The following is a 23,675-nucleotide window of genomic DNA, read 5'->3' as shown; positions in this document are numbered from 1 at the left end:
CATCACAAAATATCGCTCTTTAAAAACATTCACTTCTTTTTAAATTGTTTTCTTCTTTTCCTTTTTATCTAAAATCAAGACCCCGAAAAAATGGTCAATCTCATGCTGGAAAATAACAGCTGTAAAGCCTTTCGCAATTTCAGAAATCTGTTTCTTATGGGAGCAAATAAATATATATAAACAGCATGGACATTAGCTTTTTAATTGTTTTTATTCTGGGCATCCTATTCCTGGTCATTAAATATTATACTCCAAAAATAAAGGGATATATTGGCGAGCGCAGGGTTTCTGAAACTCTTAAAAGATTAAATAATAAAGAATATATTGTCCTGAATAATATTGAGCTAAAGATTAAAGGTTCTACTTCACAAATAGATCATATCATTGTTTCAGATTACGGGATATTCGTTATTGAAACCAAAAACTATAAAGGCTGGATTTTAGGCTATGAAAAAGACAGATACTGGACTCAGGCTATTTATAAGTACAGGCGTAAATTTTACAATCCTGTTCTGCAAAACCAGGGTCATATCTATGCTTTAAAACATATACTGAAAAATTATCCATTTCTGAGATATTATTCAATAATTGCATTTACAAAAAGAGCAACCCTTAAGACCAAAACATATACTGATGTTGTTTATACCCATAAGTTGGTCAAAACTATTAAAAAATATGATTCAGCTTATATAAACGAACGAACCAAGAACGAAATTATCGCAACAATTCTCAATGCGAGAATAAACAATCGTACTGAAGATAAAAGAATAATAGCCAATTCTAACACCAACCGAAATATTTCGTGCCCAAATTGTGGAGGAAACCTTATTAAAAGAAATGGCAAATATGGTTTTTTCTGGGGTTGTAACAATTTTCCGAAATGTGAATATACAAGAAATATAAAGTAAAATTTCTATCAGAAAATAATATCTAAAATGCAAGAAAAGATTTAATTCACATAGAAACAAGACATTATCTCGTTGTTGAATCACTCTTTTTAAAAGCATCCACCTTTTTATAAGAATCATTCTTTTCTTTCTCCTTTTTATCTGAAATAAGGATTCCGAAAAGATGGTCAATTTCATGCTGAAAGATGACCGCGGTAAAGCCCTCTACAATTTCAGAATACTTCTGCCCTTTCAAATCTACATATTCCAGCTGAATCACTTTGCTTCTGTAGAACTGATCCCTGAATTCCGGAATAGATAAATCACCCTCCGGACCAAGACTCTGTAACTCTGATTTCCAAACAATCACAGGATTAATAAAATATTCCAAAGGATTTCCTTCTTTATCAAAACGTTGAACCCAAATTACTTTCCTGTTGATCCCAACCTGTGGTGCAGCAATTCCTACTCCCCCATCCGTTGAAAGAAGGGATTCTTTCATTCTTTTTACTAAAGTTGCCGTATTCAGGTCAATGGGATCAATTTCTGTAGAAAGGCTTAATAAAATTTTATGCTGATTGGCATCGGTGGTCTGATAAATAGGCATCGCTGTATTGACATCTCCTTTATTGATAATAGAAATTTCATTGGATGTGAGTTTCTGAGCATTGATAAGGCCAATAAAAAGTATAAGCAGGAAAGATATTTTTTTCATGAGGATGATTTGTAGTGCAAAGATAGATATTACGTCTTAAATGAGACCTTTGGACTAAAGCCCTTATTAGATTATTATTTTGTAAAACGGGTTAAAGCCCGTTCCTATTGAATTTTAATATACTATGCATATTTTAATAAATATAAGGCTTCGACTCCGCTCAGCCTGACAACGTTAATACTATCCGTAAATATTTATCCACTGTCAGGCTGAGCGGAGTCGAAGCCTTTTTATCATTACAAACTTTTCAATTTAAAAAGACCTCCGGCATTTTAAAATGTTTTCGTCATATCCGCTGGAATAATCAGGTTAAAATCCGTCGGAATATAATCTTTTGCAGGAACTTTAAGCTCCGGATCCTCGGATTCAAAAACAGAGATCACCGCCATTTTAAGGTTCGGATTTTTCTGCTTGATATACCAGTAAATTCCACCGAATTCCTTACTGTGATAGTTTCCGTTGTAATGGATAAAAGTTTTTCCGGCCTGCATACTTTTCAATATAGATTCAGCCATGGTGGCATCTTTTGTGGCCTGGGCCGAAATAAAGTTCATCACTTTGGTTCCTTCTGCATGATCTCCCATCATCGCTTTCATTTCCTGATAGCCTGGCGTATCCAGTGTTACCTTGATCGGAAGCTGTGCAATGTAGGTTTTCTCTTTCTCACTTAATTTATTCAGAGATTCCAAGCCTTCTTTTGCGGTTTGAGAAGCATATCTTCTTGGAATATTGGTCGCGATGAAGTTCAGTTTTTTGCTTTTGGCAAAATCAACCAAAGGTTTGTAGTCTGTGGCATAATTGTTCCATAAACGGGCTGAATCTTTCAGTGTTTTAGCATCAAAAATTCCACTCAGATACTTGTTTAGCTGATCCTGATTATCTCTTTCAAACATTTCCGCTCCCAGAATGATCTGCCCGTTCTTTTTTTCAAACAAACCTTCAGTCACCTTCAGCTGAAGCCAGTGATTGATAGAGCTGTTATGATTTTCGCCAAAGAAAACCACGTCATACTCAGCCAGTTCTTTAATCAGTTTATCAGTTTTTATTTCTTTTCCTTTTTTGTCATAAAACTGGTAAGCTTTAAAATCCTGCCCGCTTAATGAACAGAAGCCAGCCAGGAGAATGGCTATGAAAATATTTTTCATTCTTATTTATTTAAATACAAATTGTACAATTATTTTTTCACAAATATCACAGATTTTTATGCTTATTTAAACCACAAAAGTCACAAAAGCTTATCAAACACCTTAGTTATTTTAAGTTTAATACATCGCGTATATGAAGTACACTTAAGTTCTGTTAAAATCTTTGATTTTCTGCTTATGTGTTCTTATTGTTTTCAAAATATTAAAACTTTTTAAAACTAAAGTGTTTAAATCAATTAAAAACTTTTGTGACTTTTGTGGTTTAAAAAGCTTGCAAATCAAATTTACCTTTTCTCAGGCAAATCCAGCAATCTGCTATATAAACAAAAGACCGCCTTGAATTTAAAAAACAAAACGGTCCGCTTAAAATCATCTAACTATTTATTTCTCTAATTCTGCCACAAGATCTTTCCACTCCTGCAGCTCAGGAATTCCGGGTTTTCTTTTTCCGAAGAACTGAACGATAAAGTCTCCTTCTTTGTTGAATACTTCAATAGCTGTTACTTCCCCGTCTTCAGTAGGTTTTTTAACGATCCATGCTTCAGCAATCTTCGTAACATCCAGGTGTAAGTTGAAATCCGGGTCCATTACATTGAACCACTGCTGGTGCCAAAGGGTTTTCTTCACATTCCCGGTGTGGATCTGGATAATTCCCCTGTTTCCTACGAATACCATGATCGGGATATTCTTTTCTGAAGCATCTTCCAGAACATTCACCACTTTGGAATTATCAATTTTCTTGGCAAATCCTTCAGGAGCCAGTCTCAATGCCTGGGTTCTGCTTACCCCGAATTTTCTGGTCATCATGAAGAAATCGTGGGTATCTTTTAATTCTGTCCAAGCTTTTTTGAATCCTTCGGCATCAATCTCAGAATCTTCCTTTTCAGGAGCTTTCGGGGCTACAGCTTCAATGGATAAAGCCTGATTTTGCTCTTCAGCTTTGAATTTTTCCACAATAGCATCGAAAGCAGCTTCAACGCTGTCTTTTGTCAGGTAGATTTTATGAAGGGCAAGGCCGTCTTTTCCAAAGAACTGAAGACTTTTTTTATCCCCTTCCACTACTGCAAATGCAGATTTCCAGTGGTTAAGGAAAATCCTAAGATCAATATCTTCACCCACGAAAAGCTGTGCGTGAGGACTGCTGAAATCACCATTCTGGTAAGTTCCTTTTCTTTCGTGAACGCATTCATCATTACGGGTAAGAGCCATTACTTTGCCTAATTTTTCTGCTTCGGTAAGGATAGCCGGAAATTCAGGGGTAAGGACAGTTACACCTTCTCCAATACTTGTTGCCAATAATTCAGCTTCACTTACTCCCAGCTGAGCTGCAGCATTTCTTATTCTTATATGTGGATTTTCTGCTTTCAGAGCTTCCCATTTTTCCTTTAAATCATTAACTAATGTGCTCATTATTTTATTTTTTTATGGTTAAAACTGTATAAATTCTGTGTATAGTCTCGTTTCCCGATTTGCTTGGTATATCTTCTTCTTTTTCAGAAATTTTCATTCTCTTGAAATGGCTTTGGGAAACAAGCTGTTCCATTTCGCGGTTGCTGTACAGGGTAAAATCATATTCCGTGAACGGGAGTGTTTCCATGAATTTTCTCTGTCCGAAAGTCAGAACGAAAGTCCCGTCTTTTTTTAAAACCCTGTAGATCTCATTGAGAAACTCAACGGGTTCTTCCCAGAAATAGACGGTATTGACACTCAATATTTTATCAAAGGTTTTGTCATCAAAAGGCAGCTTTTTACCTTCATACAATACAAATTTTGCCTGATTTTCAAAGTCTTTGTTCAGCTTTTTGGCTTCGTTATGCATGGTTTCGGAAATATCAACTCCTGTATATTTGAGATTTTTGGCCCTGTTTAAAATATTTTTCACGTGTCCGGCATTTCCGTGCCCTATTTCAAGAATGTCTTCATCATCTTCTATTAAAAGTGTTTTAATGCTTTCCAATGTCATGCTGATGTTGGTGGCATTCATCATCTCGCCAATCTCTATTCCTTTTTCTCCCTGCGGATTGGCCAGATTCTGAGCGAGGATTTTTAATTCATCTTTTTCCATGGTTATCCAAAAATGATCATTGGGTTATTGGTAATGGGGTGTCCGCAGATGGTACACGGAAAGTTGTATGCCTGGCTGATATTCTGGGCTGTAAAAACTTCTTCCGGCGTTCCGTAGGCGGAAACCTTTCCTGATTTCATTAACAAAATTTTGTCTGCAAACTGGGCTGCAAGGTTCAAATCATGCATTACTACAATTGCACTGTTGGCTTTTGCTGTAAAATTTTTAATAATTTCAAGAGCCTTATATTGATGTTTTATGTCTAAATTATTCAAAGGCTCATCCAGAAAAACCAGCTTGTGGGCAATTTCATTTTGCAGCTGTGCCATTACTCTTGAAAGATGGACACGCTGTTTTTCTCCTCCGGAGAGTGTGTTGTATTCTCTGTCTTTCAGGTGATAAACATCTGTTTCATACATCATTTTATTCATTGCTTCAAAATCTTCCTGACGTGGCTGCGAATCAAAGTACGGATAACGCCCCATCATAACAACATCTTTTACCTGCAGAGGAATTTCATTGGAATTATGCTGGGAAAATTTGGATTTATGCCTGGACAATTCCCTTACTTCCCAATCGGTAATGGGTTTGTCTTTAAATAAAATTTTCTGTTTTCCCCTGACTTCATTGGCCAAAACACTGAGAAGGCTTGATTTTCCTGCTCCGTTTGGTCCTACAATCGCCAAAAATTCTCCATAATCCAAAGAGACATCCACACCGTCAAGAATATGGAAATTCCTGTGGAGATAGTTGATCTGATGTGCTTTTATCATTAGAGTGATTTTTTAAATTTAATTAAAATAGCAATAAAAACCGGCCCTCCGATCAGGGAGGTCAAAATACCGATCGGCAGTTCTGAAGGGGCTACAATGCTTCTGCTGATGGTATCGGCAGTCAAAAGTAAAATACTTCCCAAAACTGCTGACAACGGCAGAATGAAAACATAATTGGACTTGAATAAAAGCCTTAAAATGTAAGGAACAATAAGCCCTATAAAGCCAATCGTTCCTGAAAATGCAACGCAGGTCCCTACCATCAGTGAGGTAATGATCACGATCTGCTTTTTCAGTTTTTCAACATTGATTCCTAAATGCTCCGCATCTTTTTCTCCCAGCATCATGGCATTCAGAGCCTTTCCCTTTGGAAGCAGAACAGCATATGAAATGATCAAAACAAGCGTTAAAACAATATTTTTCGTCCAGGTAGCAGCAGCAAGGCTTCCCATATTCCAGAACGTAAGGTCTCTTAACTGTTCATCTTTTGAAATGTAGATGAGAAATCCGGTAATGGAAAAACCTATGGATGTAATGGCAACACCGCTTAACAGCATCATGACAACATTGGTTTTCCCTGCACTGGTAGAAATCCTGTAAACCAGCATCATAGCCAGCAAAGCACCTAAAAATGCTGATATTCCGACTATTGAAAACTGAACTACTTCAGGAAGATACTGCTTAAAATGGCTTCCCAAAACAATGGCAATAGCTGCCAGTAACGTTGCTCCTGAAGTTAAACCTATCGCCTCACCCGTTGCTAGGGGATTTTTAAATAAACCCTGTAAGCTTGTCCCGGAAACTGCCAGCATACTTCCTATGAGTATGGCCATAATAATTCTCGCAGCTCTTACGTCCCAGATCACATATTTATCGTTTAAGGCCAAACCGGGATCTCCTTTAATCAGCTGTCCTAAAACACTGAACGGCGATGTCCCATTAAAATCGTAAACACCGATATAAAGTGCCACAACTGCAAGAATTACGAGCAGCAGGACACTTACAATAAGATAAAAGTAAAGCTTACTTTGTGTTTTCAATTAAAAGTTTGTTTAGTTCAACTGCAGCCTCTCCCAGTCTCGGTCCGAAACCCGAAACCAATCCTCCGTCCATGGCGATGATCTTTTTATTTTTCCCGGCATTGGTTTGGGCTACGCCCGGCATTTTAAGAGCTTCTTCATTTCCGCCGGCACCCTGAAGGCCTGTTTCGAAGAAGAATAAAATATCCGGATTGGCTTTTACAACGGCTTCCGGTGTCAGTGGTTTGAAATCTTCGAAATCATTTACTGCGTTCTCTCCGCCGGCAAGACCTATTAAAGAGGCCATAGGTGTATTTTTACCTGAAACCATCAGCATATTCCCTCTTGCGTAGATGAACAGTACTTTTGGCTTTTTAGCGATCGGCTGAATTTGTTTCAGATCGGCATCGATTTTATCGTTTAATTTCTGATACTCTGTATTTTCAACAGCTTTTGCAACGTCAGCAATCAGTTTTTTGGTTCCTTCTACCGTGTATTCCTGTTTGAAAATCTCAGCCTGGATACCTGAAGACTTGATTTTAGCCATTAATTCAGGGTTGATATCTTTTTCGGAAGCTAAAATCAAAGTAGGGCTCACCGCCATGATAGGCTCGATGGTCATGGATCTTACATGTCCAAGGTCTTTAGCTGTAGCTTTTAATGTTGCAGGATAGGTGCTGGTAACGTCTGTTCCTACAATCTCTTTTTCGTGGCCCAATGCGCTTACAATTTCTGTAATGCCTCCGCTCAGGGTAACGATTTTGTTATTGGATTTAGGGGCTTCAGAAGAGGTTTCTGTTGTATTTTCTGTTTTAGCTCCTTCTGCTTTTTTGCATGAGTATACTGCCATCAGAATGGAAGCTGCAAGGATTAATTTTTTCATGATATACTATTATTTGATTATTATAAAGGGTCGAATTCAAAATTGGTGGTACCGCGGTGGCCGTCTTCGCTTTTCATGGTATTGAACCTCAGCTTAAAGTAAAATCCTTCAGCATCTTTCAGAACAAAAAAACGGTCAGCATATACGTGGGCCTGCGGATTGTCTGTAGTTCCCGTGGTGGTTCTCCACTTATCACCAAGAGCTCTCTGATCGTTAAATATAAATTTTGATTTGTCTACATCACCTAGCTTAAAGGAGTTGTAAGCCTGATCAAGATTTCCTGCCGGAGTGACCTGGTATATGCCCACTCCGTTAAGGGTGTTTGTAACAATAAAGTCAGCAAAAAAATAACTTCCGGCACTGACTCCGGGTGCTGTAAACACTTCATTGGTAAATGTGGTAAAGCCTAAATCCCAATCTTTTTTCTTAGGCTGGATTTTTACCGTTGTCCCTGTATTAAAACTGAAATAAGTAAAATTGTAATCTGTATCTTTCGGGATAAAATATTCAGTATAGCTTGTTGTATTGGCTATATCTGCATAACGTATTTTGTATCCGTTCAATGCTCTGAGAATCTGGATCTTTTTCCAGCCTCTTGCAGCTCCAGACAAACTGACGGAACCTGGTCCGATATTATCAGGAGACGGAATATCTCTTCCCAGATTTAAAAGGTAAATAGGGTTTTCCGCATCGTTTTCCTTAATGGGTTCAATTCCTGAAGTCTGGGTGAGGAAATTCCCGTCAGGTTGATCGATAAACTGCATATTGGCAGGATCAAACGTACCTACTGTTGCACTTCCTTTAAGTACTGAGACATCTGCTTCCGTTACTGCTTTCATATCCGTTTTATTAGGAATTTTTGCCACTGTCATAGCAAGTGAACCATTAATTACAACATGGAAACCATCACCGCTGTAGAAGCCAAGATCCCAGTCTGTCCTTCTATTGACAGAGGGTTTTTCATAATCACTTAAATCTATCCAGACCTGGTTCGGTTCTGTAGCTCCTCCTGATTTTACTTCTACTACAGATCCGGTGATCGGAGGTGCAGGAACAGGATCTTCATCAGCTGAAACACAGGATTGTAAAGCTATAGCTGAAAAAAGAGCAAATATTTTTAAATAGTTCATAAGGGGTAGCTTTTGGTTTAGAATTGATAAATTAATCTTGCAAAATAGCTTCTTCCGTAGTACAGATTGAGGCGGTCCGCTGCGCCTGTATGGGCAGTTCCAGCAGTAGCAGTCGTATTGATACTGGTGACATCGAATATATTTTTCACTCCTACAGAAAGTTCCAAGTGGTCTTTCCAGAATGGCTGGCTTACAATGAAATCCATCATATGAAAATCATCTGTTTTTCCGAGTCTGAAACCGGTGGCTTCACTTTCCAGCACATAATTTCTTCCCGGACCTGTATATTTATAGTATAAGGCGAAAGCTGTTTGGGTATTTTTCAGTTTATAGTTTGCCGATGCTCCTGTCTGAACAAGATATTGGTAGTCTGTAGGTGATGTATGATAAAGCCCGTTCACAGCCACTGAGGTTCCGCTTACAGACCCTCTTAAAGATAAGGCCAGCTGGTCTTTTTTAAAGTCGACATTGGCAGAGAACAGCATATTCCTGTACTTATCCATATTCATATATTTATAAGTAGAGGGATCTTTTACCAGTACCATTTCAATTCTGTCCCGTACATCCAGATATAATGCGTTAACGCTGTATGCAATTTTCCAGTCATTTGCTGTAAAATTCTGATCCCAGAAAGCACCTGCTGAAAAACCTTTTTCAGGATTCAGGTCAGGGTTTCCCTGTACATCGTGATTGATATTAACGAAGTAGGTATAGAGCTCATCGTAGGTAGGAAAACGGTTTGCAGTCCCTGCTACAGCCCTTATGTTGGAATTTTCAGAAGTTTTATATCTTGCGGAAAGGGAATAATTGAACTGATTGTCAAAATTTTCGCTTACGGAAAGCCTTGCGCCTGGTCTTACGGAAAGCCTGTCTGAAATATTCCATTCTCCGGAGAGGAAATTGGAATAGGTAAAGATCTTTCTTTTCACCGCTTCACCGAAGAAATCTCCAGCAATAAGCGCTGCATATCCATTGGTATAATCCAATTCGTAGCCAAGCTGGAAATCAAACGTTTTATTATTGAGAAAATTACTGAACATTCCTCTTGAATAGATCACATCTGTTTTGTAGTACGACCTGTCTTCTCGATTGATTCTGACAGACCTGTTCGGAATATCATAGTTATAGTCATGGTATTTCCTGTCCTGGTTCTGGTAAGAAAAGTCTCCCATATACCGGATATTCCCAATATTGGTCTGAATATTAAACTGATGTGCCCAACGTTTGGTATTATATTCACGGTCTATACTCTCATACAATGCTCCTCCCATTCCATCATTCAACGGAATCCTGTTAACCTCAGGATTGTAAAAATTGAATTTTTCATACAAATAAGACAGCTTATAATAGAAAGAAGTTTTGTTTTTTGAATATCGGATCAATGCTGAAGCATCATACTGATCTTTCGGATTCCATTCGAAACCTCTTTTATTATCTCTTTCAAAATATTTATAGCCCTTGCTTTCTCCTTCATAGCCCATAAACTGGTTATGGTTAAAGCTGATGTTGGCAAACCAGTTATTATCAATATTATAGTCTACATTAAGGTTCTGAATATGCCTCCCGTTTCCTTTTTTCTTCAGATCGTAATTATCCCTTACGGTTTCTTCCTGCAGAGAAGCTCTTACGCTTACTTTCCTTGTATTGCTTTTTTTGGTGATAATATTGATCACTCCGGCTACTGCCCCGTTACCGTATTCTACTCCCATGCTTCCCTTTACAACCTCTATTCTTTCTACGTTGTTCAGGGACAGTTTGGTAAGATCTATATTACTTCCCAATCCTGTATCACCCACTACAGGAATATTATCGATAAGTACTTTCACGTAATTGCCGTCTAACCCCATCATATTGGCTGTAGAATTTCCCGAGCGGGTGTCCGGCGTGATCTGGATATTAAGACTTTGGTTGAGAACATCGGCAACATTGGTTGCCGCCATATTTTTGATCTGCTGGGCATCTATAACCTCAACTTTATATATTGATTTATTGATAGACTGCTGCATGTACTGTCCTGTAATAACAACTTCCTCTATTTTATTTTTATTAAGAGAATCTTTTTCTTGTGCGTTCATCCAAAAGGCAATGGATAATGACAGAACGGAAAGCACTTTCTTCTTCATAGAGTAAAAATTTCCGCAAATATAATACTTTATTTAGAATAGTTAAAAATAAATACTTATTTTTGTATAACAATTCTAAATAAAAATAACGTTATGAAATTAAAACTACTTCTAGGAACATTAATGTTTACGGCTATTACAGCGCATGCACAAGTAGCGACGCTTAATGAAAATTTCAACAACTTTACTATTGGTACAACCACTTTTCCTCAAAATGGCTGGTCTGCAGTAGTTGCTCCTATAACGGGTGCATTCCCCCCTGCTCCGCCAAGAATGATTGTAGCAGCTCTTGATACGGACAACAGCCAGAGATTTATTCAGTCTTATGCAGGTAACAATGCAACTGCACCTTCTTATCTTATTACTCCTCTGATTGATAATGTAACAGGAAATAAATCTTTAACATTTACCACTACACTGGTATCCCCGTCTCCGGGACCTGGAACCATCCAGATCGGATTAGCAACAAGTCCTACCGATATGTCGACTTTTGTGGGTGTAGGAAATCCTATCAATGTAACTACCGTTGGAGTAATTCAGAACATAAGTGTTAATATTCCTTCGACTACGGGTTCTTATATTGTCTTCAAAGTTACCCCTTCCGCTGCTCACGTAGCGGTTCAGATTGATAATGTAGTCTACAATACTTCTACTTCATTGGGAGTTGACGATGCCAATAAAGTAAAGGAAAACTTTAAGTTTGCTGTCAGTACAGACCATACCGCTTTAGAATTTATTTACAAAGCAGAGCCTAAGAACATTGAAATCTATTCTGCCGGAGGACAGAAAGTAGCAGAAGGAAAACTGAAAGGACAAAAATTTGATATCAGCGGACTTCAGACCGGTGTTTACTATATGCTGGTAGAAACTGCAGATGGCTCCGTAGTGAAATCCAAATTCATCAAGAAATAAGGTTTTATTATTATTAGACTAGTATTATGCCTTTGAGGCCGGCCGGAAAGCATTTCCGGCCGGCTCTTTTAGTAAAATACCCCTACTTTCACAGAGTAATAACTGCAAAAACAAGATAAAAATCATATTTTTATTTAGAATCATTAAAAATAAATATCTATTTTTGTAGAATCATTCTAAATAATAATTTCAAAAATAAATTATGAAAACAAAACTATTATTGGCTTCGGCATTGGCGCTTTCTGTACAGCAGACTGTATTGGCACAAACTGATGCACTGGGGTATACGCAGGTAAATATGACGATGGGACCTTCTTACCAAAATCGTGTGTTTTTCAATCTTGCCAATGGCAATATGGTTTCGCAACCGGCCAATACCTGGGATGTGGCTTTTTACAGAAACTCCAATTTTGCATTCGGAACAAGAATTAATGACGCTTTGAATATTGAAGTGTATACAGCTTCTACAAATTTAGCAGACTGGGACAATATCAATATCAGCAATATCGCAAGTTGGGGAGAACCGCTTTACAATCCGGACCAGACCACTGACATTAGCCAGGGAGCCTTTGAACAGGGACCTATTACCTCATCTAATCCCAATATTCCGTCAACAGGTTGGGGAACATATAATTCCCTGACACACCACATTGAAGGAAAAGCAGTTTTTGTCCTTAAGTACACAGGCTCTGATTCCTACATTAAATTTGCAATTGAAGATGCATTTGGAGGGTATACGTTTAAATATTCCAAATGGAACGGAACTTCGTGGGGAGCTACTGAAACCAGAACTCTGGCCAATGGATCAGATGATGCCTATTTCAACTATTTTTCGTTCACCACAGGAACAAAAGTACCCAATATGGAGCCTTCCAGAAGTGCATGGGACTTTATGTTTACCAAGTATTACACTTTCTACAACAACATGATGATGTATCCTCTTACCGGAGCGATCCAGGGACCCAGTGTAAAAGTGGCAAAAGTACAGCCTGAAACCCAGGAAACAGCTGCATTCACTACACCTGCAGACAGTAATTTCTCTTCCAATATTACCACTATAGGACATTCATGGAAAGGGATCGGGACTGTTAATAATAATGTAGTCTATTATGTCAAAAAAGGAAACGATTACTACAGAATGTATTTCACAACCAATGGCGGAGCCTCTACAGGAGATATGTATTTCAAATACAAAAAAATTACGGCCACTTTAGGAATTACCGAAGTAAGTAAAAAAGCTTCTTTCGGGATCTATCCCAACCCTACAACAGCAGATAAAACAATAACTGTACTTTTCGATGTGAAGGAAAAAGCAAACAATAAAGGAAACATCGAAGTGTATGACCTTACCGGGAAAAAAGTATATACTGCTGAACTCACAAATCAGACAGGATTCTACAGACAGGATCTGAATTTAGCTCACCTTACTGCCGGAAATTACCTTGTAAAAATCAGCTTCGGGGGCAGTACGGAAACGAAAAAACTTATCGTAAAATAAACTTGAATTTTAATACTTTCTATTTTTTCTAATCAAAAGGCGGTTTCACATCTGAAGCCGCCTTTTACTTTTTTTTATTTAATTAATCGATTAAAATCAATAAATTTTAAACCCTTTATATACTTCTGCAGAGCTTTCCATAATCCTGGAGGCATCTTTCCGGAAGTCAAGAAGATGGTCCTGGCCGTTGTGCCTGTTGTGGTGGTCAACGGTTTCCCAAAGCTCGATCAGGAAAAAAGTTCCTTTGTTATCTTTATCTTCAATAAGGTCGTACTGAAGGCAGCCTTCTTCTTTTCTGGTCTCTTTTACAAGTTTCTGAAACAGTTCTACAGCGTCCATTAAATAGTTTTCATTAAACTTAAAAAGCGCTACGATATGCAAATTCATGTTCTATTATTTAGTGGTGTAAAAGTAGAATATTTTCAAAGCCAAAAATGTTTTTCGGGCATTTATTTTTCTCCGGAACCCATAAATTTTATTTGAAAACTGATTTATAAATAGTTATGGAACTCATCACTATGACAAGGATACCAATCACCAGAAACATCTTCTTAACAGGAAGTTTAGCCGTAAGCATAGCAGAAAACGGGGCAGTAATAATTCCTCCGATCAGAAGGCCAAGGATAATATTCCAGTGCTGAACCCCGAGAGTCAGGAAAAAAGTAATGGCAGCAGTAATCGTTAATATAAATTTAGCAACGGTAGAGCTTCCCACTGCAAACCTGGGAGTAAAGGCATTTTTAATAAGAGTTCCGGTTACCAGCGGTCCCCAGCCTCCTCCTGCAAAGGAATCTATAAAACCTCCTATCACACCAAGTCTTGTTAGGTTGGTTTTTCTCTTCATCGCCTTATTCTGCTTATCTTTAAAGGCATTGGACAGGATCTGAATTCCCAGGTAGAGGGTGTAGAAAGCAATAAGCGTTTTCGTAATCTTGGCATAGTATTCACCCAGATAGGTCAGGCTCACAGCACCTATAATAGCGCCTATTAATGCCGGAATTGCAAGTCTTTTCACGAGATTTCCGCTTACATTTTTAAGTTTGATATGACTTAGACTTCCTGCTGCTGTGGTAAAGCTTTCTGCAGAATGTATACTGGCGCTCACAATATGGGGTGGGATATTCAGGAACATAAGCGTTGTTGTACAGATTACTCCATAGCCCATGCCCATGGATCCGGCTACAATTTCTGCAAATACACCTACCAGAAGCATCCAGTAAAAAATATAGTTATCCTTTGCTAAAACCTCCAGAAGCTCATCTGTATATCCCATTTCGTACATGGACAAAACGGTGATCAGCACTACTGCAGCTGTAATCAGGAATACATTGAGTCTTATCTGTATTTTTCTTGAAATTATCATATATAATATCATTACAGCTCCCGGCCGAGGCTTGATATAAAAACCGAAACAAGGCTGCTTCAGTATGGTTGAAGCATTTGAGCTACTGCAAATATCAATTAAAAATATTATCCTACCAAATAAGTAGACTGATTATTCAAAAAAAAGGATCAGGTCAGTCGACCAGATCCATTAAAGTTTTACTCTCCAGAATATTCAGGGAAGCATCCCGGACTTCTATGAGTACATCATGCAGCCCGCAATGGTCTTCATTGCAGTCTTCACATTTTTCATAGAAATTTAAACTGACGCAGGGAAGCATGGCAATAGGACCATTCACCAGGCGGATGATTTTTGCCAGTTTCACGGTTTCAGGATTTCCTTTTAAAAAGTATCCTCCTCCTTTTCCTTTCTTGCTGTCGAGGATGTCCGCCTTTTTCAATTCCAGCAGAATATTTTCTAAAAACTTCAAAGGGATCTTTTTATGTTCCGCAATTTCGGAAATAAGAACCGGGCCATCATTCCTTTTCTCTACCAGGTATGACAGCGCTTTAAAAGCATATTGGGATTTTTTTGAAAGCATTACAGCAAAAATAAGAAAATAGTTTGAATTAGATAAATGGAGAATAATGACGCCAAATTTAATTTCTCAAAATGACACATTAATCTCCAAAACTTTGTGCTTTTCCTATTAAATTCTTAAGTTTGTATATGTTCAGTAAACAAGAAGCTCAGCAGCTAAAAAAGGAATTTTGGACGGCTTTTGGAAAGTCTTTTCCCAGAAAATGGCTCCTTTATGATACGAAGGTCAAGGATATGTCATTTAAATTTCATGCTGATAATAAAAAGGCGGAGGTTTCATTAGATATCGAAATGAAGGATGAAATATTTCGGAACGCTTATTATGAGAAGATTTGGTCTCTGGAAGATATTTTGAAAGACTTTATCGGAGACTTTCAAAAAGAGGAATATTTTACGCTTGACAATGGCAAAGTGATCAGCAAAATCTGGGTTGAAAAACACGGAGTTTCTATATTCAACAAAAATACCTGGCAGGAAGTTTTCGAGTTTTTCCGTGATAAAATGGATGGTTTTGAAAGGTTTTACTATGAATATGAGGATTTTATCAAGGATGTTTAATCCTTTTAAACGGTCTTTTAAATAAAAAATCCCTCCAGATCTTAAAATGTCTTCTCAACAAAAAAACTTATTATAAAAATTCAGATATAATTCCTTAATTCTTTGATTTTAAATATATTTGGGGGCATAAAACTAAACCATGAAAATTGAATACAGGGATGAGGATTTTAAACTCATAAGCAGTCTGCATGCCTGGGAGAAAAAATCCAGATGGTACAAACATTTTTTATCTCACAGAAAGCTCAAAATAAAAGAACAGTATCATTCTGATACTCTCTTTGCCGTCCATTATTATTTAAATCCTGAGACAACAAACCGGAACAGAAAAGCTTATGCAGCGGATGAAAACTCTGCCAAAAATGCATGCCTGGTATTTAAATAATGAATTTATGCCAGAATTATAAGCAAGATTATAAAATATAAAAATATGGTCTTAAATATGCTGTATACATAGAAATTCACTAAGGCCGATATCCTAATAACAAACCTATTAAACTACTAAACATGAAAAAAGTATATAAAAACATTTTTGGAGAAGTAATTTCGAAGGCGAAAGCTGAGAAACTGGACGACTATCATTTATACTATTATGAAAAAGATTCTGAAGAGCTCAAAGAGATAGAATTTCTCACCGAAGATGAAATATACAGCATCAATTATTTTATGAGCCCTGATGAAGATGAAGAGCAGGTCGTCAATTATCTGAAAGAAAAATCTGATCTTTTCGATATTGAAAAAAGGGAAAATGCAGGAGATTTCATCATTGCCACCAACAAAATGTATTCCCTGGCTGTGGATGACAAGCCTCTGATCTCAAAAACCGTCTTCCATCATGATGACCCTGATAATTTTATCTGTTCTCAGGTCCTGGACAACGAAACGCTGAAACCCATTCTGGAAAGAACCACAAAATGCTGGTATACTCTGGATGAAAAAGGTAAAAAATACGCAGCCATAGAATTCAGCTATCAGGATGACGGAAAGCTGGAACTCGCTATAGACAAGACGCCCGACCCTGAAAATGAACTGGAGTGGCAGTATTATGAGTATTCAAACTTTAAAGATCTTCAAAGCACGATGGCAGACGATATAAGCTATTACAAAACAGCAGTTCTGCTTCCTGAGACCGTAAATCAGGAATGTTCAATTAATCAAAATTAAAAATGCCGGGTTTGAAAAGCACTCCAGAAAATCTTTAAACCCGGCATTTCAGTTTTTCCATTTTTATAACGATCCACGATCTGATTACATGATTCATTGATTGGGCTACGTTTCCTGTTTCTGCTTCTCTGATCTTTGTACCATTATTTAAACCGAACAAAAATGGAAACAAAAAAAGTATGGTTCGTTACAGGAGCCTCAAAAGGTCTGGGACTGGCCTTAGTGAAAAAATTATTGGCAAAAAACTACCGTGTAGCCGCAGCCACAAGAAACACACAATCTTTAATCTCAGAAATCGGAGAAAAATCTGAAGCATTTCTGCCTCTTGAACTGAATTTAACCGATAATGAAGATGTACAGTCAGTGGTTTTAAAAACAATTGATCATTTCGGACAGATTGATGTGGTGGTCAACAATGCCGGATACGGACAGATCGGTACCCTGGAAGAACTGACAGATGAAGAAGCAAGAGCCAATTTTGACGTCAATGTATTTGGTACCCTGAATGTGATCAGGAATACAGTTCCTTATCTGAGAAAGCAAAAATCAGGACATCTGTTCAATATTTCTTCTATTGGAGGGTATTCCGGGAATTTTCCAGGCTGGGGAATTTACTGTGCAACAAAGTTTGCCGTAGCAGGATTGACTGAATCTCTGGCTGAAGAAATTAAAGAATTCGGGGCTCACGCAACGGTGGTGTATCCCGGTTATTTCCGGACGGATTTCTTAAGTAAAGATTCTGTAAAAACACCTGCCCATCCAATCCAGGCCTATGAAACCGCCAGAAGTTCCGAGCAGGCCCATCTTAACGAGATCAACGGAAACCAGCCTAACGATCCTGAAAAAGGCGCAGAAGCTCTGATTGCACTTAGTGAAGTAAAAAATCCGCCGGTTCATTTCCTTTTGGGAAGCGGTACTTCCGAATTCCTGGATGCAAAAATCAAGATCATTACCGATGATGCCAGACAATGGGAAGCGCTCACAGTATCTACGGTGATATAAATGCCTTTTCTCACAATTCTTCGGCTTCGTTCCTGGCATAGAAGTTTTAAGCAATGTCATGCTGAGCGTAGCCGAAGCATTGTATAGAAAAGAATGAGCATGACACTGCATCAACTATGATTAATACTTTGACGTTATACAATTTACTAAATTAGCATGATAAAACCTCCATTCCGCTTTAATACAATTTCTGAATTTCATGCCTTCTGTAATCTTCCCGGCCCTGAGCATCCTATGATCAGCCTGATTGATTACAGCAAGGTGAACTATCCTACAGACGACAGTGAGCTGAAATGGATCCAGGATTTTTACTCCATCGGTCTGAAGCGCAATGTGAATGCGAAGTTCAACTACGGCCAGCAGGAATATGACTTTGATTCGGGAGTTTTATGTTTTGTTTCCCCGCTTCAGTTTCTGAAACTGGAAATGAAACCTGATGTGGTGGTAGAACCCACTGGCTGGCTGCTGATCATTCACCCGGATTTCCTCTGGAATACCCCGCTCGCAAAAAAGATAAAATCTTATGACTTTTTTAAATATAATGTTAATGAAGCCCTTTTCCTTTCAAACAGGGAAGAAAAAGTTGTGGTTGACATTCTGAAAAATATAGAGCGGGAATATCAGTCCAATATGGATAAATTTTCCCAAGAAGTAATTGCTGCCCAGATTGAGCTGCTTCTTATTTATTCTGAACGCTTTTATGAACGGCAGTTTTTCACCCGGAAAAAATCCAGCCATGAGCTTCTGGAGAGATTTGAAGAGGTACTTTCCCGGTATATTGACAGCGGAAATCTCATAGAAAACGGAATTCCCTCTGTAAAAACCATAGCCGCTGAAATGAATATTTCGTCTAATTATTTAGGATCTTTACTGCGGATTCACACCCAGCAAAATACCCAGCAGCATATCCAGAATAAACTCATCGACCTTGCTAAGGAACACCTCAGCACCACTCACCTTTCGGTAAGTGAAATTGCTTATGAATTGGGTTTTGAACATCCGCAGTCTTTCAGTAAGCTGTTTAAGCAAAAGACCAATCTGTCTCCGCTGGAATTCAGGAGGTTATTTAATTAAAAAAACAGTCCGGTTTATTTTTCCAGCGCTTTTTTGTCAAATGGCAAACCCGGAAAAAATAACTTTAATTACCTTGCATTCATGAAAGAACTGTTTGATTTTATTTTAAGATTCGGAAATCTGAACCAACAGCAGATGGACTTTATAACCAGTAAGGCAAAAGAAACAGACCTTCCGAAAGATGAATATTTTTCAGAAGCCGGAAAAATCGCACGCCAGGTGGGATTTGTCGTGAGTGGAATTCTGAGGGTTTGCTATTACGATAACAAAGGCGAGGAAATTACCAAATACTTTATTGAAGAAAACAATCTCGTTGTAGACCTGGAAAGTTTTGATAATGAGATCTGTTCCAGTACTTATGTTCAGGCCGTTACCGACTGTAAACTTATTGTTTTTCAAAGAAAAGACTGGCTTGAGCTTTTGCAGACTATTGTGGGATGGGAAGCTATTGTGCATAAAATTATTTCAAGGGCACTGATCCAGAAAGTAGAAAGAAGGAGTCCGCTGGTTTCGGAAGATGCAACCACCCGCTATCTGAAATTTCTGGAGATCTATCCTACTGTGGCCAATAAGATTCCGCTTTCTTATATTGCGTCCTACCTTGGGATTACCCAGTCTTCGCTCAGCAGAATCAGGAAAAACATTGCCAGGCATTAGATCCTGATCTTCTGTTTTCTTACTGTAAAATTTTAAATCATTTTCTTTTCACTTTTTGTCATTTGGCAAACCAGATTACATTGAAATGATGGAATTTTACATCATCAATTAAAACAAAGAAAAAATGAAATCAGTATTAATAACAGGAGCCAACAGAAGTATTGGCCTGGAAACCGCAAAACAGCTTTCAGAAAAAGGATTATTGGTCTATTTGGGAAGCCGTGATCTTCAAAAAGGTGAAGCTATTGTAAAAGAGCTGAATGAAAAGGGTTTTCAAAATATAAAAGCCATTGAGATTGATGTAACCCAACCCGATTCCATCTCAGCCGCTAAGGATCTGATCGGGAAAGAGCAAGGAAAACTGGATATCCTGATCAATAATGCAGGTATTCTGGGAGTAAATCCTCAAACGGCAGTGGAAACATCCGTAAAAGACATTCAGCAAGTATTTGATACCAACTTTTTTGGAGTAATCAGTGTAACGCAGGCATTTTTAGAACTGCTTAAAAAATCGGAAAGCCCGAGAATCAGCAATATTACTTCGGGGCTTGGATCATTAACTTTACACAACGACCCGAGCTGGAAGTATTACCATGTAAAAGGAGCGGCATATGGCCCGTCCAAATCAGCTTTAAATGCTTATACTACTGTTTTGGCCTACGAACTGAAAGACTCTCCTTTTAAAGTCAACGCAATAGATCCGGGCTATACTGCTACAGATTTCAATCATCACAGCGGGCCGGGTTCTGTAGAAAGTGCAGCATCTTTTATCATAAAGCATACGCTCACCGATGAGAATGCACCTACAGGGCAGTTCTACAGCAATGATATAGAAGATGAAACCGGGATCAGTCCGTGGTAATTATATTGCAGAATATAATTTTAAGGAGAGGCTTTTGTCTCTCTTTTTTTGATTATTTAATCACCATTTATAACTAAAAAACCACCGCTTTCAGCAGTGGTTTCTCCTTTATATTTTTATCCAAACTTCCTCTTCCTCATCCAGAAGAACAATCCTCCTAGCAGGCCGATTACTACCAAAGGCAATAATAAGTTCAGCCACTGCCAGTTTGTTTTTTCTTCCGTGATGCGGTTTCTGTCCAGAAGTCTTTCTTCAATATTCCTGTTTCTGAGTGCCATCAGGTTACTGTCGTCCAGAAGATAATCCAGGGCATTTCTCAGGAACTGCTCGTTACCGAACTCCTGGTTTGTAAGACGGTCAATTCCCATTGGAAGCGGCTCGCCTTTATGCATTTTATTTCTTCCTACGTCTCCGTCTGCAATGACGATCATTTTGTTTTCAGGGCTCTGGCTTTTGAAACCGGGATAACCTTTTCTTTCAATTCTTGAAGCATAGGCAGAATTAAATTTTCCTTCCAGGGCAACGGCAAAGATCTTTGGTGTGCTTGGCTTTTCCATTTGCCCAAGACTGTCAACACTTGCAATTTCCTTCAGATCTACGTAATTCGGAACCTGTTTCAGGAGCGTTCTTTCACTGGATTCGAAAAGAACTTTTGTTTTAATATTTTTTCTTCCTCCTAAAGTATCAATGGAAGTTGGAAACTCAAATTTTACCGGGTTGATATTTTTCGTGATCGGATTATCATTTTCAGCAATTCCCAATGGAAAATAAGGCCATGGAAGACTTGTATACTGAGGATTCCCTCCTACTTCACCCGTAACCAGCTTCAGCAGTGCAAATTTCTTTACATCCTTTACCAAAGCAGGATTGATCCTGATTCCGTAATTGAAGAAGAAATCGGTCATATTGATATCTACAGGGAAAGGCATTACCTTTTGAGACCTTGTCAGCGTATCCATTTCAGCATTAACGGCATCAATCATCCAAAGCGTCTTTCCACCGTTCATAATGAACTGGTCAAGGATCACTTTTTCATTATCTGTGAATGCTTTTCTTGGTTTTGCTATCACCAGGGCACTCATCTGTTTCAGTAGGGGAAGATCTTCAAGAGTAAGTTCTGTCTGATTTTTAGGGACTATAGGACCTGCATCATAGTTTTCCAGCGCCAATTGCATAAAACTATGGAACTCTTCAGGACCAAGCTCATCCTGATTCACCAGGATCCCGACTTTCTTTCTTTTATTTGCTGCAATATTCTTGATATTGGAAACAAGGCTGTATTCAAGGCCTTCTATTGATCTTGTCAGCTGCTGATCTGCATCTATTCCTGCCTGCTGTACTACCAGCGGGATGGAAACTCCTCTTTTGTCATATTTGATAACGGCATAAGGAAAAAGCGTAATCTGAGAAATTTTCCCGTCTTTAACATCCGGAAGAACAGAAGGCTGCATCCCCATTGCCATCAGGGTATCCTGAGACATTTTTGTTTTGATAGGATCAACAAATTTAAAATCAATTTTCGGGTTGATCTTTCTGAACTCTTCCAGCATAAATTTCGTCTCACTCTGAAGCTGTTTAAAGCTTGCCGGAAAATCTCCTTCAAGGTAAACATCTACCGTAAGCGGCTTTTTCACGGATTCTAATACTTTTACCGTATTATCCGAAAGGGTATATCTTTTTTCTTTGGTTAAGTCTAATCTGATTCCGGAATACGTAAGCAGGATAACCAAAGGCACTACTGCAATTAAGAAAATTCCTAATGGAGATTTAATATCGAACTTCTTCATAATGCTACTTCTTTTTAGAGATAAAATGGTTGGACAATAATAACGTAGCACCGATGATCAGAATAAAATAGGCAACATCTTTAAGGTCAATAAGACCTCTGGTGAATCCTAAAAAATGCTGGTAAAACCCTACATTCTGAAGAATAAAATCTGCACCGCCCAACAGCTTGTAGCTGGCAAGCTGCTCTATCCCGAAATACATGATAAAACACATAAAAACGCCTAAAAGGTACGCCATGATCTGATTCTGGGAAAGCGATGAAGCCAATATCCCAACTCCTGCAAAAGCAGCAATTAAAATAATTAACCCGATATAACTGCCAAAGGTCATTCCAAGGTCAATATTTCCTGCAGGAACTCCCAGGACATGAACTGTATAAAGATAAATCACTGAAGGAATAAGGCAAAGAACACCAACGATCCATACTGAAAGGAATTTCCCTGTTACCAGATCCGAAACTTTTAAAGGCTGAGAGAACAGCCAGTTCAGTGTTCCTGTCTGCTGCTCTTCCGCAAAGGTTTTCATGGAAAGTGCGGGAATGATAAACATCAGCAGCCATGGCACGAGGACGAAATAGCTTTGTAAGGAGGCCATCCCGATATCGAAAATATTGGAATCATTCTCGAAAAAAAACAGGAAAAGAGCCGTTATGAGACTGAATGCGGCAATGATTACCCATGCGCTCCAGTTTCCAAAGTAACTCCAGAGTTCCTTTTTTAAAATTGCAATCATAGTTTTTTGTACAATGTAAAAGGAGATGTATCTATGTATTCGTGTATTAACGTATTCATGTATACATCCGGCTTAAACAATTATTTGTTTTTTTTATTCTTATTAACGAGTTTAACGGTCATCATGATCAGAAATACAAGAACGAAAAATCCTGCGATTAATTGCCACCAGTATTCAATAACCGAAGATTTCAGGATCACTGTAAAAACGACCAGGAAGAGAATAAACGTAGCGATTTCATTAGCCTGCCGCAATTTGATATTGGGCGTTTCGATGGCCCCTCCGTTTAATTCTTTCAGTTTCAGCACTTTTTTCCAGCACCAGTAATGGTAGACGGCGAGGCCGATCAGGAATGTAAGCTTTAAATGAAACCACGGCATTTTCATCAGCCCGGTATTCAGGAAAATCATAATAATTCCACAGACAGCCATAATGATGCCTGCAGGAACCGTAATGATATTCCACAGTCTTCTGGCCATGAAAGTATACTGTTCTCTGAGGATTTTCTTTTTTTCGTCAGCAAATTCATCCGTATCCTTGTAGTAAACAAAAATTCTTACGAGATAAAAAATTCCCGCAAAATAGCTTACCATGAAGATAATATGCAGTGCTTTGATTATAGTATAAAGCATTTTTTAAAATAATGGCAAATATAATGTTAATAACAAAAATATTTGGTAGAAATAATATAAAAAAACACTTCGGCTCTGTTCGTCATGATATTATTTACACAACTGCTTTAATTTTATCAAAAACAAACGCAATCA

The 23,675-nt window shown here is 38.2% G+C and carries 26 protein-coding genes; 10 read left to right on the top strand and 16 right to left on the bottom strand.

Annotated elements, in window-relative coordinates; all coding sequences use genetic code 11:
* Window positions 1-39: 39 nt before the first annotated feature.
* A complete protein-coding gene (locus ACM40_RS20290) occupies window positions 40-147 on the bottom strand; it encodes a peptide deformylase (RefSeq protein ID WP_228376194.1) in 108 nt (35 codons plus the stop codon).
* Between the two features lie 38 nt (window positions 148-185).
* On the opposite strand from ACM40_RS20290, the gene ACM40_RS14740 reads away from it, so the two are divergent.
* The gene (locus tag ACM40_RS14740; RefSeq protein WP_048503504.1) at window positions 186-908 is read left to right on the top strand and encodes an NERD domain-containing protein; all 723 of its coding nucleotides are present in this window, start codon (window positions 186-188) and stop codon (window positions 906-908) included.
* Between the two features lie 64 nt (window positions 909-972).
* Here the strand turns inward: ACM40_RS14740 and def are convergent, their stop codons facing one another.
* From def to ACM40_RS14695, 9 genes are all read right to left on the bottom strand, one after another.
* Window positions 973-1,602: a peptide deformylase gene (gene def, locus ACM40_RS14735; RefSeq protein WP_048503503.1), complete on the bottom strand. Its 630-nt coding sequence runs from the start codon at window positions 1,600-1,602 to the stop codon at window positions 973-975.
* Between the two features lie 272 nt (window positions 1,603-1,874).
* Window positions 1,875-2,747: a ChaN family lipoprotein gene (locus ACM40_RS14730; RefSeq protein ID WP_048503502.1), complete on the bottom strand. Its 873-nt coding sequence runs from the start codon at window positions 2,745-2,747 to the stop codon at window positions 1,875-1,877.
* Between the two features lie 381 nt (window positions 2,748-3,128).
* Window positions 3,129-4,157 (bottom strand): hemin-degrading factor, encoded by a 1,029-nt coding sequence (locus tag ACM40_RS14725; protein ID WP_048503501.1) that lies wholly within the window; start codon window positions 4,155-4,157, stop codon window positions 3,129-3,131.
* A 4-nt stretch (window positions 4,158-4,161) separates the two neighbouring features.
* On the bottom strand, window positions 4,162-4,812 hold the full coding sequence (locus ACM40_RS14720; RefSeq protein ID WP_048503500.1) for a class I SAM-dependent methyltransferase: 651 nt from the start codon (window positions 4,810-4,812) through the stop codon (window positions 4,162-4,164).
* Window positions 4,813-4,814: 2 nt separating this feature from the next.
* A complete protein-coding gene (locus ACM40_RS14715; protein WP_048503499.1) occupies window positions 4,815-5,585 on the bottom strand; it encodes a heme ABC transporter ATP-binding protein in 771 nt (256 codons plus the stop codon).
* Window positions 5,585-6,625, bottom strand: coding sequence for a FecCD family ABC transporter permease (locus ACM40_RS14710; RefSeq protein ID WP_048503498.1), 1,041 nt, complete (start codon window positions 6,623-6,625; stop codon window positions 5,585-5,587). The genes ACM40_RS14715 and ACM40_RS14710 overlap by 1 nt, the downstream gene beginning before the upstream one ends.
* Window positions 6,609-7,487, bottom strand: a complete 879-nt coding sequence (locus tag ACM40_RS14705; protein WP_048503497.1) for a hemin ABC transporter substrate-binding protein — start codon at window positions 7,485-7,487, stop codon at window positions 6,609-6,611. The genes ACM40_RS14710 and ACM40_RS14705 overlap by 17 nt, the downstream gene beginning before the upstream one ends.
* A gap of 20 nt (window positions 7,488-7,507) precedes the next feature.
* Window positions 7,508-8,617 carry an HmuY family protein gene (locus tag ACM40_RS14700; RefSeq protein WP_048503496.1) on the bottom strand — a complete coding sequence of 370 codons (1,110 nt, stop codon included), beginning with the start codon at window positions 8,615-8,617 and terminating at the stop codon, window positions 7,508-7,510.
* A 17-nt stretch (window positions 8,618-8,634) separates the two neighbouring features.
* On the bottom strand, window positions 8,635-10,740 hold the full coding sequence (locus ACM40_RS14695; RefSeq protein ID WP_048503495.1) for a TonB-dependent receptor plug domain-containing protein: 2,106 nt from the start codon (window positions 10,738-10,740) through the stop codon (window positions 8,635-8,637).
* A 93-nt stretch (window positions 10,741-10,833) separates the two neighbouring features.
* Here ACM40_RS14695 and ACM40_RS14690 point away from each other — a divergent pair, with 93 nt between their 5' ends.
* Window positions 10,834-11,652 (top strand): T9SS type A sorting domain-containing protein, encoded by an 819-nt coding sequence (locus ACM40_RS14690; RefSeq protein WP_048503494.1) that lies wholly within the window; start codon window positions 10,834-10,836, stop codon window positions 11,650-11,652.
* A gap of 202 nt (window positions 11,653-11,854) precedes the next feature.
* Window positions 11,855-13,150 carry a T9SS type A sorting domain-containing protein gene (locus ACM40_RS14685; protein ID WP_048503493.1) on the top strand — a complete coding sequence of 432 codons (1,296 nt, stop codon included), beginning with the start codon at window positions 11,855-11,857 and terminating at the stop codon, window positions 13,148-13,150.
* Between the two features lie 96 nt (window positions 13,151-13,246).
* Here the strand turns inward: ACM40_RS14685 and ACM40_RS14680 are convergent, their stop codons facing one another.
* The 3 genes from ACM40_RS14680 to ACM40_RS14670 form a co-directional block, all read right to left on the bottom strand.
* Window positions 13,247-13,537: a putative quinol monooxygenase gene (locus ACM40_RS14680; RefSeq protein ID WP_048503492.1), complete on the bottom strand. Its 291-nt coding sequence runs from the start codon at window positions 13,535-13,537 to the stop codon at window positions 13,247-13,249.
* Window positions 13,538-13,625: 88 nt separating this feature from the next.
* Window positions 13,626-14,513: a sulfite exporter TauE/SafE family protein gene (locus ACM40_RS14675; protein WP_048503783.1), complete on the bottom strand. Its 888-nt coding sequence runs from the start codon at window positions 14,511-14,513 to the stop codon at window positions 13,626-13,628.
* Window positions 14,514-14,667: 154 nt separating this feature from the next.
* A complete protein-coding gene (locus ACM40_RS14670) occupies window positions 14,668-15,075 on the bottom strand; it encodes an RrF2 family transcriptional regulator (protein WP_040996403.1) in 408 nt (135 codons plus the stop codon).
* A gap of 128 nt (window positions 15,076-15,203) precedes the next feature.
* Here ACM40_RS14670 and ACM40_RS14665 point away from each other — a divergent pair, with 128 nt between their 5' ends.
* The 7 genes from ACM40_RS14665 (at window position 15,204) to ACM40_RS14635 (ending at window position 20,388) form a co-directional block, all read left to right on the top strand.
* A complete protein-coding gene (locus ACM40_RS14665; protein ID WP_048503491.1) occupies window positions 15,204-15,632 on the top strand; it encodes a DUF4268 domain-containing protein in 429 nt (142 codons plus the stop codon).
* Window positions 15,633-15,771: 139 nt separating this feature from the next.
* Window positions 15,772-16,014, top strand: a complete 243-nt coding sequence (locus ACM40_RS14660) for a hypothetical protein (protein WP_048503490.1) — start codon at window positions 15,772-15,774, stop codon at window positions 16,012-16,014.
* Between the two features lie 122 nt (window positions 16,015-16,136).
* Window positions 16,137-16,793, top strand: coding sequence for a hypothetical protein (locus tag ACM40_RS14655; RefSeq protein ID WP_048503489.1), 657 nt, complete (start codon window positions 16,137-16,139; stop codon window positions 16,791-16,793).
* A 162-nt stretch (window positions 16,794-16,955) separates the two neighbouring features.
* Complete coding sequence (locus tag ACM40_RS14650) at window positions 16,956-17,795, top strand: SDR family NAD(P)-dependent oxidoreductase (RefSeq protein WP_048503488.1); 840 nt, start codon at window positions 16,956-16,958, stop codon at window positions 17,793-17,795.
* Window positions 17,796-17,951: 156 nt separating this feature from the next.
* Window positions 17,952-18,869, top strand: coding sequence for a helix-turn-helix domain-containing protein (locus tag ACM40_RS14645; RefSeq protein WP_048503487.1), 918 nt, complete (start codon window positions 17,952-17,954; stop codon window positions 18,867-18,869).
* 81 nt (window positions 18,870-18,950) lie between these two features.
* Entirely contained in the window at window positions 18,951-19,526 is a 576-nt protein-coding gene (locus ACM40_RS14640) for a Crp/Fnr family transcriptional regulator (RefSeq protein ID WP_048503782.1), read from the top strand.
* Window positions 19,527-19,650: 124 nt separating this feature from the next.
* On the top strand, window positions 19,651-20,388 hold the full coding sequence (locus tag ACM40_RS14635; protein WP_048503486.1) for an SDR family NAD(P)-dependent oxidoreductase: 738 nt from the start codon (window positions 19,651-19,653) through the stop codon (window positions 20,386-20,388).
* Between the two features lie 116 nt (window positions 20,389-20,504).
* On the opposite strand, the gene gldG is transcribed toward ACM40_RS14635, so the two are convergent.
* From gldG to ACM40_RS14620, 3 genes are all read right to left on the bottom strand, one after another.
* A complete protein-coding gene (gene gldG / locus ACM40_RS14630) occupies window positions 20,505-22,175 on the bottom strand; it encodes a gliding motility-associated ABC transporter substrate-binding protein GldG (protein ID WP_048503485.1) in 1,671 nt (556 codons plus the stop codon).
* 4 nt (window positions 22,176-22,179) lie between these two features.
* Window positions 22,180-22,908: an ABC transporter permease gene (locus tag ACM40_RS14625; RefSeq protein ID WP_048503484.1), complete on the bottom strand. Its 729-nt coding sequence runs from the start codon at window positions 22,906-22,908 to the stop codon at window positions 22,180-22,182.
* An 80-nt stretch (window positions 22,909-22,988) separates the two neighbouring features.
* On the bottom strand, window positions 22,989-23,540 hold the full coding sequence (locus ACM40_RS14620) for a CopD family protein (RefSeq protein WP_048503483.1): 552 nt from the start codon (window positions 23,538-23,540) through the stop codon (window positions 22,989-22,991).
* Window positions 23,541-23,675: the final 135 nt, after the last annotated feature.

Source organism: Chryseobacterium sp. BLS98 (assembly GCF_001045445.1).
Lineage (GTDB): Bacteria > Bacteroidota > Bacteroidia > Flavobacteriales > Weeksellaceae > Chryseobacterium.
Note: the sequence above shows the minus strand (reverse complement) of the source record. Positions and strands in the feature narration are given on the sequence as shown.

Bases quoted from the DNA above. Each gene is read 5' to 3' on its own strand.
- ACM40_RS14740 (WP_048503504.1), top strand. From the start codon at position 186: ATGGACATTAGCTTTTTAATTGTTTTTATTCTGGGCATCCTATTCCTG.
- def (WP_048503503.1), bottom strand. From the start codon at position 1,602: ATGAAAAAAATATCTTTCCTGCTTATACTTTTTATTGGCCTTATCAAT.
- ACM40_RS14730 (WP_048503502.1), bottom strand. From the start codon at position 2,747: ATGAAAAATATTTTCATAGCCATTCTCCTGGCTGGCTTCTGTTCATTA.
- ACM40_RS14725 (WP_048503501.1), bottom strand. From the start codon at position 4,157: ATGAGCACATTAGTTAATGATTTAAAGGAAAAATGGGAAGCTCTGAAA.
- ACM40_RS14720 (WP_048503500.1), bottom strand. From the start codon at position 4,812: ATGGAAAAAGATGAATTAAAAATCCTCGCTCAGAATCTGGCCAATCCG.
- ACM40_RS14715 (WP_048503499.1), bottom strand. From the start codon at position 5,585: ATGATAAAAGCACATCAGATCAACTATCTCCACAGGAATTTCCATATT.
- ACM40_RS14705 (WP_048503497.1), bottom strand. From the start codon at position 7,487: ATGAAAAAATTAATCCTTGCAGCTTCCATTCTGATGGCAGTATACTCA.
- ACM40_RS14700 (WP_048503496.1), bottom strand. From the start codon at position 8,617: ATGAACTATTTAAAAATATTTGCTCTTTTTTCAGCTATAGCTTTACAA.
- ACM40_RS14695 (WP_048503495.1), bottom strand. From the start codon at position 10,740: ATGAAGAAGAAAGTGCTTTCCGTTCTGTCATTATCCATTGCCTTTTGG.
- ACM40_RS14690 (WP_048503494.1), top strand. From the start codon at position 10,834: ATGAAATTAAAACTACTTCTAGGAACATTAATGTTTACGGCTATTACA.
- ACM40_RS14685 (WP_048503493.1), top strand. From the start codon at position 11,855: ATGAAAACAAAACTATTATTGGCTTCGGCATTGGCGCTTTCTGTACAG.
- ACM40_RS14680 (WP_048503492.1), bottom strand. From the start codon at position 13,537: ATGAATTTGCATATCGTAGCGCTTTTTAAGTTTAATGAAAACTATTTA.
- ACM40_RS14675 (WP_048503783.1), bottom strand. From the start codon at position 14,513: ATGATAATTTCAAGAAAAATACAGATAAGACTCAATGTATTCCTGATT.
- ACM40_RS14670 (WP_040996403.1), bottom strand. From the start codon at position 15,075: ATGCTTTCAAAAAAATCCCAATATGCTTTTAAAGCGCTGTCATACCTG.
- ACM40_RS14665 (WP_048503491.1), top strand. From the start codon at position 15,204: ATGTTCAGTAAACAAGAAGCTCAGCAGCTAAAAAAGGAATTTTGGACG.
- ACM40_RS14660 (WP_048503490.1), top strand. From the start codon at position 15,772: ATGAAAATTGAATACAGGGATGAGGATTTTAAACTCATAAGCAGTCTG.
- ACM40_RS14655 (WP_048503489.1), top strand. From the start codon at position 16,137: ATGAAAAAAGTATATAAAAACATTTTTGGAGAAGTAATTTCGAAGGCG.
- ACM40_RS14650 (WP_048503488.1), top strand. From the start codon at position 16,956: ATGGAAACAAAAAAAGTATGGTTCGTTACAGGAGCCTCAAAAGGTCTG.
- ACM40_RS14645 (WP_048503487.1), top strand. From the start codon at position 17,952: ATGATAAAACCTCCATTCCGCTTTAATACAATTTCTGAATTTCATGCC.
- ACM40_RS14640 (WP_048503782.1), top strand. From the start codon at position 18,951: ATGAAAGAACTGTTTGATTTTATTTTAAGATTCGGAAATCTGAACCAA.
- ACM40_RS14635 (WP_048503486.1), top strand. From the start codon at position 19,651: ATGAAATCAGTATTAATAACAGGAGCCAACAGAAGTATTGGCCTGGAA.
- gldG (WP_048503485.1), bottom strand. From the start codon at position 22,175: ATGAAGAAGTTCGATATTAAATCTCCATTAGGAATTTTCTTAATTGCA.
- ACM40_RS14625 (WP_048503484.1), bottom strand. From the start codon at position 22,908: ATGATTGCAATTTTAAAAAAGGAACTCTGGAGTTACTTTGGAAACTGG.
- ACM40_RS14620 (WP_048503483.1), bottom strand. From the start codon at position 23,540: ATGCTTTATACTATAATCAAAGCACTGCATATTATCTTCATGGTAAGC.